The organism is Capsulimonas sp. (assembly GCF_039929585.1).
Lineage (GTDB): Bacteria > Armatimonadota > Armatimonadia > Armatimonadales > Capsulimonadaceae > Capsulimonas.
Window position 1 is genome coordinate 1 of record NZ_JBDSQY010000324.1, and the last position, 9,049, is coordinate 9,049.

Here is a 9,049-nt window from a genome sequence, read left to right on the forward strand (position 1 = left end):
ACCCTTCCCGTTGCGGGAGGGGTGGCCCCAAGGGCCGGGGTGGGTCTGCGGCGGAGCGCCGGAGCAGGTCACATCAAACATATCTCATCATCAAAGGGAACACGCATGCGACATCTCATTCGCCCAATCACCTTCGGTCTGCTCTGCGGCGCCGTCCTGGCGACCGGCTGCGGCAAGAATAACGGCTCCACCACGGGCGGTGGCCCTACCACCGTCGCCGCCGGGCAAAAGGTTAATGTTTATCTTCTGCCGAAGCAAAAGGGCATTGCCTACTTCACCTCCTGCAGCGTCGGCGCCGAGGCCGCCGCGAAGGAACTGGGCGACGTCAACCTCGTCTATGATGGGCCCACCGATGGCGCTCCCGAGGCGGCGGCTTCCCTGATCGAATCCTGGACGCTGAAAGGCGCGAATGTCATCTGCGTTTCGCCGAACGACCCGAACGTGCTCTCGCCCGCAATGGAGAAGGCCCGTAAGCAGGGCGTGCACACGCTGACGTGGGACGCCGACAGCAAGCCCGAGTCGCGTGAGTTCTTTGTCGATCAGGCAACCTCCGAGCAGATTGGCAACGCGCTGGTGGACACAATGGCCAAAGACATCGGCGGCGCGGAGCCGACCGGCAAAGTGGCGATTGTGACCGCGACGTTGACGGCGGCCAATCAGAACGAGTGGATCAAGTACATGAAGGAGCGCTTGAAGAAGTATCCGAAACTTGAGCTCATCGGGGTCAAGCCCTGCAACGACAACCAGACGCTCGCCTTCCAGGTGACCCAGGACCTCATGAAGACCTACCCGGACCTCAAGGGCGTCTTCGGCATCAGCAGCGTCGCCTTCCCAGGAGCCGCCGAAGCCATCAAGCAGGCGGGCAAATCCGGCCAAGTCTTGGTGACCGGCCTGTCCACCCCCAACAACATGAAGCCGTATGTCAAGAGCGGCACGGTCAAATCCGTCGTCCTGTGGAACACGGAAGACCTGGGCTACCTGACCATCTACGCCGCCGAAGCCGTCGCGACCGGCAAGCTCAAGCCCGGCGCCACCACCTTCACCGCCGGCAAGCTGGGAGAAAAGAAGATCGACGGCGACAAGATCCTACTGGGCGACATCCTCGTCTTCAACAAGGATAACATCGACAAGTTCGACTTCTAATCACTTATTCGTAAAGCCCCGCCTGACTTCGGTCGGCGGGGCTTTTTGCGTTTCGCCTCCCGTTCGCTTGACACGGAATGCAAACTCGAATATCATTCCCTCGGACGAAGGAGAGAACCCCATGACCGAGCAGCCGACCGGGACCGTTGCTATTACTCGCCATTTTGACGCCTCGCCTGAGCAAATCTTCGATGCCTGGTTCGACCCGGAAAGCGTGGGCAAGTGGCTCTTCGCCCCTCCGGATGGCAAAATACCGATCGTATCTATCGACGCCCGTGTCGGCGGACGCTTCACCATCGGTAAGTATCCCAGCGACGAGAACATTGCGCGCCTCGGCCAATATCTGGAGATTGATCGTCCAAGACGCTTGGTGTTTGACGTTATCGAGCGCATCGTCAGTTTCAAAACCACACGCGTCACCGTGGAGATTGCGCCGACGGATTTGGGCTGCGAAGTCACACTCACAATCGCAGGCGTTGACGCGGAATATCTTGATCAAACAGATGCACGCTGGGCTAAGATGCTTGTGGACCTAGACAAAACAAAGGACGCCGTCAAGAGTGCGGAACAAGTCTCGCTTCACAACGAACTTAAGGAAGCCATTGTGGCGGGCGACACGCAAAAAATATCCGATCTGATCGCCGTCGGCGCCGATATCCATTATCGGGATGCACATGGTTACGACGCCATGATCAACGCCATCTATGCGAGCGCTCTCGATTATGGACCAAAGCTGATGGAAATGCTCCGTTTTCTCATCGAAAATGGCGTATCAACGAGGGGCAAAACGAGCTACCGGGAATCCGCGGTTCGCGTAGCATCCAACTTCGGGCATTTTGACGCTGTGCATCTTTTACTGAACGCCGGCGCCGATCCAAACGAAGTGCACTTTACGGATTTGATGAAAGCAGTCGTCTTCGGAACGCTTGCCGATGTGGAGCGTGTGGCGGCCCAAGGAGTAAATTTCGAGGAGCGGGACACGTGGGAGCGCACCGCCTGGCTGATCGCCATTCAAACGGGGGATGTCGCCAAGGCGAAATATCTCCTCGGCCATGGGGCGCGGCGCGATGCGCGAGGACGATGCGGCAAGCCTCCGCTCTTTTACGCAATTGAAAACGGCCATTCGTCGATGCTGACGTGGCTGCTTAGCATTGGAGAAGATGTGGAGCAAACCGATAATTTTGGACATTCGCCATTGAGACAAGCCACAGAGTACGGAAATGTGGACGCGGTCGATATTCTCTTAGCGTCCGGCGCCGATGTGAATCGGGAGGCTGGTAGTGGAACCGCCTTGAGCTGCGCGGACGGACGTGAGATTGCGATGAAACTGCTCGCGGCGGGAGCCGACCCGCAGGAGCTTTCTTCGGAAGGGAGACGGGTAATTCTGGGATATCCTTCTGAGCCCGAGGAGAGTTTACTCAATGTCTCAGTAGAGGAATTCGAACTGCATTATGCCCGTCGTTTTGGATCGCAAAATCCTGAGAATATGACCAACCCTTTCTGGGAAGGGATGGTGCGTTCGGGATTGAATGCATACCGCGGAGCGCTGCGCGCGGGCGGAGACGACCGTTATACCAATATCCATGAATCGGTCTGGAGCGCCGATCGTTTCGGACAATCGATCAGCTTGCTCGACGACGGACTCATTATTCAAATCGGGGGTGGGCATGAAGACGGATGCGAATATTGTGTCCATAACGATGTCTTTACGCACGATGCCGATGGAACACTCACGATCTATGGTTATCCGGAGGCCGTATTTCCCCCGACCGACTTTCATACAGCAACGCTCGTCGGCGAGGATCTTTATCTGATCGGATCACTCGGATATTATGGCAAGCGGCGTTTTGGGGAAACTCCTGTGTACCGTCTCAACATCCAGACTTTTCAGATGGAGCCGTTGACCGCCATGGGGGACAATCCCGGATGGATCTACAAACACCGGGCTGTACTCTCTGGCGCTCATGAAATTACAATTACGGGCGGAACCGTGATAATGGGGGAGGGCAGGGAAAGCAGTCGGGAAAATACCGACACCTATATTCTCGATCTCGAAAGCCTCGTCTGGCGCGTAGATCATGCCGGATGACGCATAAAACGTATCTCTCTGTACAGCAAGGAAAAATGAAGATGCCCATTGAAAACCCGACCACTACGATCCAGATCGTCCGCCGCTTCGACGCGCCATCCGAGCGCGTTTTTGACGCCTGGCTTGATCCTGAACTCGCCGGCAAGTGGCTGTTCGCCACGCCGGGTGGCGAGATGCTGAGCGTGGAGATCGACCCTCGTGTCGGCGGCGGCTTTACGATCATCGAGCGCCGTGGCGATGAGGACGTGGCGCACTACGGTCGCTATCTGGAGCTCGACCGACCACGCCGTTTGACGTTCGATTTTGGCGATGAGATTGTGGAAAAGGCGACGATCGTCACCGTGGACATTGCTTCCATCGGCGCGGGCTGCGAACTGACGCTCACTCACGAGGGAGTTTATTTGGAATTCGCTGATCGGACGAAAGACGGATGGACCACGCTGCTTGCGGGCCTTGCCCAAGTTTTGAGCGAAACTGCGTAACGTGTCAGTTCGTGCTGAGCGTGATTTTGTTCATTCCGGCCGTCGTCCAGCCGTTTTTCTCGATGTTCTGACGCAGCACTGTTTGAAGCTCCGGCATGATCTGCCGTCCCGTGGGATCGAACTGCTCAAACAGCAGCGAAAGGTTGAGGCTGGCTTCCCGCAGCCAGGGCATTTCCTTCACCAGCGCGATCATCTTCACGAAGCCTCGATCTTTTGCGCCGGTGTTGATCAGATGATAGGCGTGATGCATGCGGAAATAAGGGCTATCGTAAAATTCCGTTTCGCCCAGACGCCAGAACTCCTCGGATTGGGCCGGGTCGCTCAAACTCTCTGCAATCTCGACCGCCAGAACCGGAGAGGGGACTGACCCGGTTTCCTGGCTGAACAGAGATTCGAACATGGAAACAATGGAAGTGTCCACGACGGGCTGAGCCGGGGCCATCTGGCGGGTGTAAATGGCGTGCGCTTCTTCACATCGGCCAGTCAAATGGAGGGCGTCGGCGTATACCGTTTGAAGACTCTGCTCGTCCGGGGCGGTTTCGATTGCTTGCCGCGCGTGATTGAGAGCATCCGACGGGCGATCCAGTCGCATCAAAGTTTTGGCCATGGCCGCTTGAAATTGGGCGTCGGCTTTTTCCGATTCCTCGGCCTTCTCCAGCAGTGACATCGCCTGCTGTGGGCTCCGGTTGGCGACGAGATAGTTCGCGACCTGCCATCGTTTCATTGACTTGCCGACCATGCTCATGATCTGCTCAAACAGAAGGGCGCGCTTGTCGTACGGCGATTCGATTGCTTTCCATTCGGAGAACGTCTGACCGAGGCCATCATGCGGCGTCATGAGATTGCCGGTTTTCGGATGCTTCAACTCCATGTTGATAGCGCCCAGCTTGGTCACGGCTCCAAAGCGTTTTACTGCTTGCTCCCACTCCTCATCAAAACGCTGCGGCTGCGCCGGATCGGCCGGCGGCTGGCTCTTTTTGCCAAATAGACTTCCTAAGAAACTCATTCTGAATCGATCCCTATGATTGCCGTTAATGGCGCAATTTTCGTTTCTTTGCCTTGGGTTTGGGCTTGGGAGTAAGCGTCGCGTGGCGGCGGCTGTCTTCCGCATTTTGGGCCAGGGCGTTGGCCTGAACGAGATCACCCTTGGCGCGGAATGAATGCGAGAGGGCCAATTCCTTACGGTAGCTCGCCTTCCATGCATCCGCGAGAGTATGAACCTTAACGATCCGGGCGGGCGGGTGCGCCTTTTGAACCCGAGACTTTCGTCGAAGCTGCGCGGCTCTCACACGACGATTGCGGATCGGCGTGTGAGCCGCCGCGATTGCCAGGTGTGGTTGCGCCGTTTTGCGCACTGCCGGTTTTGCGGCAGACGTCGCCGGTTTCACGGCGGGCGCGGTCGGTTTGACGGCAGCCACGGCCGGTCTGACGACGGCTACGGCTGGTTTGACGGCGGCGACGGTTGGTTTGACGACTACAGCTGGTTTTACCTTAGCGATAGTCGGCGCTGGCGGAGACGGGACGGCGTTTTTCGGGGCCAGCTTCACAGGCGCGGGCAGCGGCGCTTCCGTGTGGTTGACCAGAAGCGTCATGGGAGCTTTCGCCGGCGTGGGCGGCGGCGCGACTTTCTGGGCTGTCACTCTCGGAGCGACCTTCGGAGGCGCGACTGCTGGGGCGGCCTTCTGGGCCGCGACCGGCGTTGGCGCATGGATGGGCTTGGATAATAAGGGCGGCGTGGCGTTGCGCTGCACGGAGATTACCGGCGCTTTGATCTTGCGGCCAATTGGGGTGGGGGGCGGCGCCTTGTGAGTGAAGGCGAAGACGACGCAGACCGCCAAAGCGCCGGCTGCCGCCGCGCCGATTGCCGTCAATATCGTCCGTCGAGGGTTCGTCACGGCCGGCGGAGCAGACGATTCGACTGCCTGGGTGACTTTGGGCGCGGCGGAGAAAGTGATTTTTGTTTCAGCGGGGGGCGACGGCGCGGCGGGCGACGCCGTTCCAATGACGGGCGATGACGGTTCCGCGCCTCGCGGCGCGGTGAGCACCCGGACGAACTCGCCGCATGTGCTGAACCGCTCACCGGGCGATTTGGCGAGACATCGCAGGAGAGCGTCGCTGGTGGTCTGTGAGAGCGACGGCGCCAGTTCTCGCGGCGGGGGCGGGGCGTTATGAACGTGCGCCATCAGCAGCGCCATGGCGGTCGCCGTCTCCGAACTTTCAAACGGTGTGCGTCCGCACATCATCTCATAGGCGACGACGCCGAAGGAATAGATGTCCGATCGGTAATCGACGGGCTGCTCGTTGGCTTGTTCCGGAGAGATATACTTCGGCGTACCGACGATGCCGCCGGTCTGCGTGAGCCGGGCGGCGGCGTCCTCCTCCGCGACCCGGGAGATCCCGAAGTCCACGAGCTTGACCATATAGCCGCCGGAGTTCATATCTTCCAACAGGATATTGGCCGGCTTGATGTCGCGGTGAATGACGCCCACGCTATGGGCGTAATCGATCGCTTCAGCGATCTGATGGAGAAGGGGAGCGGCTTCGCTCAGCGTCAGCGGACCACGGCGTCGGAGATGCTCGCCGAGATCGCGCCCCTTGATCAGCTCCATGGTAAAATAGGGCCGGCTCCCATTTCCGTCGCCGACGGAGTAAATGGTCGCAATATGGCGGTGGCTGAGTTTCGCGGCGGTGCGCGCCTCCGAGAGAAAGCGCGCCACGATGGTTTCCTCGTGCGCCATCGAATCTCGGAGCAGCTTGAGCGCTTCAAACCGCTGCAGGTTCATGTGCCAAGCTTTGTAAACTTGCGCGACACTGCCTTCTCCGGTCAATTCATCCAGCCGGTACGGTCCTAATCGAGTGCTTATTTCCATTGCTTAAATCGGAGGAGGGACGAAAAAGAGTTCAGGTTTCGGATGTGCGTCTGTCTGCTTGCCTACTCTTCTATGATACCACCTCAATTGGCAAAATGGACAAAGAAATCTCTGGAGGACCAAGCTCAGTGCGCGGCGATGCTGGCGTGAAGCGTGACGCAACTGACCGTGCTCCAGGCGTTTTCAAGATCGCTCTTGTCGCCGATGCTTCCGCTCATGGGGGCTTGGCGCCCGTAGGCCGTGCTGCCGCTGCCTCCACTGACGGATGCGCCGAAGCTGATCGCCCTGTTGCCGACGCCGCCGCTTACCGAAGCGCCTTCATCGCCGGCCTTGTTGCCGATTCCGCCGCTGACCGACGCTTCGTCCGCGCTGGCTGAATTGTGATATCCGCCGCTCACCGAGGCGAACACGCCATCCGCCATATTGTAGTCGCCGCCGCTGACGGATGCGCAGTTGGCGCTGGCGGTGTTGGTGTAGCCGCCCGTCACCGTGGCGTACCGGCCGCTGGCGACGTTCTGGCTGCCTCCTGTCACTGAAGCGTAGGGCGCGCCAGACGTGTTATTCGCTCCGGCGACGATGCCCCCGTAAGACAAATAATTGTTGGCGTCGCCGAGGATCAGATTGTGGCTGCCGGTGCGGGTCTGCGCGGCGTACGGGCTCTTGGCGTTGTAACCGACGATCAAGTTGCCCAGACCGGTAGGCCGACCGAAGTCGTTGGTGGCGCCGGAACCGCTGACGATATGGACATTGACGCCGGTGAATATGAGGTCGGACCCGGAGACGCGCATGGACGCTGTCACTGCCTGCAGAGCGCCGAGATCGGAACTTTGGGCGTTGACATCGCCTTGCAGGGCGGCGATGGCGGCGGCGTTTGCGCCCTGTCCGTTTTTGAGCGTATCGATCTCGCTCTCGCTGCTGGCCAGCTCGTGCTGCATTGCGGCGATCGTCGCCGCTTGAGCGTGGATAAGGGCGTCCTCGGCGGACAGCTTCGTTTGCAGCGCGTTGACCTGCGCGACGAGCGCGGCGAGATTGACGCCGGGGCTCTGCGCCTGAGCGGGAGACACATGGGTGAGCGACATCGCTCCGAGAGCCGACAGGAAGCCAATGGACAGCAGTCCGAAGCTTCGGCCGGCGTGTTTCAGAGAATACAAGAGGGTAATCATTATCAAAACCTTTCCTAAGTGTAAACTGGCGACGGCCATGGCGCGCGTTTCTTCGGTCTTGCTGTAAAATTTCAATAAGCCTGCCTGCTCGATTTTTGCAGTTTGGCTCGCAAAGTCGTATAATAGTGTTACCTGCGGTCAATACGAGCATAGTGTAACCGCCGATCCTGAACCAATCCTAAACAAAATCAGCTGTCTTCGTTTTTTCTTGGGGTGATTGCTGGCTGCTCGCTTTTTATCTTTGGGAGAAGTGCTTTTGGACCCGCGATGCCGAATCCAACTGATGGGGCCGCTGACCGTCGTTCAGGCGCATCAGACGGTGACCCGTTTCCGTACTCAGAAGGCGGCGGCGCTGCTGGCTTACCTGGCCCTGCGTCCCGGTCCTCAGGCGCGGGAGCAGGTCATCGATCTGTTCTGGCCAGACATGGATCTGGCTGCCGGGCGCAGCAATCTCAGCACGACATTGAGCGGCCTGCGCCGGCAGATTGAGCCGCCCGGCGTGCGTCAGGGCAGCATTCTTGTAACCTCGCACGCCCAGATCGGCCTGAACCCGGCGGCTGTCACCACCGATGTCGCGGAGTTTGAGCGGCTGTGCGGTGAAGCCGAAAGCGCCTCCGGTCCGCAAAATATCGCCGCCCTTCTGGAGCGGGCCGTCGCGTTGTATTCTGGGGACTTCCAGGAAGGCAATTTTCAGGATTGGGCCGTGCGCGAGTCCGAGCGCCTGCACGCGCGTCTCGTGACGGCGCTGGATCGCCTAGGCGACGCCTGGGAGACGCTGGGGCGCTTCGACGAGGCGTCTGAGGCGGCGCGCCGTCGTCTGACCGCCGATCCATATACGGAAGAAGCGCACGTCACCTTGATCCGCCGCCTGGTCCAGGCAGGTCAGCGCGGCGCGGCGCGCGAAGCCGCCCAAAGCTTCGAGCAGTTTTTCCAGCAGGAGTTTGCCAGCGGTCCCGCTCTCGCCGCTCGCCGCGCGGTAGCGGATCTTCTCGGAGAGACCGTTCCTTCATCGGCTGTCTCCAAGGCGGCTCGCCTTTCGGCTAAGGCTCCCTTCACAGATCCTCCACAAACTCAAGATTGCGCCGCGCCTGTTGAGGCTGCGCCCGCGCCGCCGGCGGCGCCTATTCCTTTTTGGCTGAGCCGGTTTATCGGGAGAGAGCAGGAGATGCACCGGCTAGCATCTCAGATGCTGCCGCCCAAGGGATCCCATACGCCGCCGCGTCTCACCATGCTGGTGGGGCCGGGAGGCGCCGGAAAGACGCGCTTGGCGTCGGAGTTCGCCCGTCGCGCCGCCGAGCGCTT

At 59.6% G+C, this 9,049-nt stretch carries 7 protein-coding genes; 4 read left to right on the top strand and 3 right to left on the bottom strand.

Annotated elements, in window-relative coordinates; all coding sequences use genetic code 11:
* The 3 genes from ABIZ35_RS24850 to ABIZ35_RS24860 form a co-directional block, all read left to right on the top strand.
* On the top strand, nucleotides 1–1,143 hold a 1,143-nt coding region (locus tag ABIZ35_RS24850; protein WP_348222625.1), incomplete at its 5' end, for a substrate-binding domain-containing protein.
* 121 nt (nucleotides 1,144–1,264) lie between these two features.
* Nucleotides 1,265–3,232, top strand: a complete 1,968-nt coding sequence (locus tag ABIZ35_RS24855) for an ankyrin repeat domain-containing protein (RefSeq protein WP_348222626.1) — start codon at nucleotides 1,265–1,267, stop codon at nucleotides 3,230–3,232.
* A gap of 41 nt (nucleotides 3,233–3,273) precedes the next feature.
* The gene (locus ABIZ35_RS24860; protein ID WP_348222627.1) at nucleotides 3,274–3,714 is read left to right on the top strand and encodes an SRPBCC domain-containing protein; all 441 of its coding nucleotides are present in this window, start codon (nucleotides 3,274–3,276) and stop codon (nucleotides 3,712–3,714) included.
* Nucleotides 3,715–3,718: 4 nt separating this feature from the next.
* On the opposite strand, the gene ABIZ35_RS24865 is transcribed toward ABIZ35_RS24860, so the two are convergent.
* The 3 genes from ABIZ35_RS24865 to ABIZ35_RS24875 all read right to left on the bottom strand — a co-directional run bounded on the left by ABIZ35_RS24865 (nucleotide 3,719) and on the right by ABIZ35_RS24875 (nucleotide 7,747).
* Nucleotides 3,719–4,720, bottom strand: coding sequence for a tetratricopeptide repeat protein (locus ABIZ35_RS24865; protein ID WP_348222628.1), 1,002 nt, complete (start codon nucleotides 4,718–4,720; stop codon nucleotides 3,719–3,721).
* Nucleotides 4,721–4,745: 25 nt separating this feature from the next.
* A complete protein-coding gene (locus ABIZ35_RS24870; RefSeq protein ID WP_348222629.1) occupies nucleotides 4,746–6,584 on the bottom strand; it encodes a protein kinase in 1,839 nt (612 codons plus the stop codon).
* 125 nt (nucleotides 6,585–6,709) lie between these two features.
* Complete coding sequence (locus tag ABIZ35_RS24875) at nucleotides 6,710–7,747, bottom strand: hypothetical protein (RefSeq protein ID WP_348222630.1); 1,038 nt, start codon at nucleotides 7,745–7,747, stop codon at nucleotides 6,710–6,712.
* A gap of 256 nt (nucleotides 7,748–8,003) precedes the next feature.
* Here ABIZ35_RS24875 and ABIZ35_RS24880 point away from each other — a divergent pair.
* Nucleotides 8,004–9,049: BTAD domain-containing putative transcriptional regulator (locus ABIZ35_RS24880; RefSeq protein WP_348222631.1), on the top strand; the 1,046-nt coding region annotated here is incomplete at its 3' end.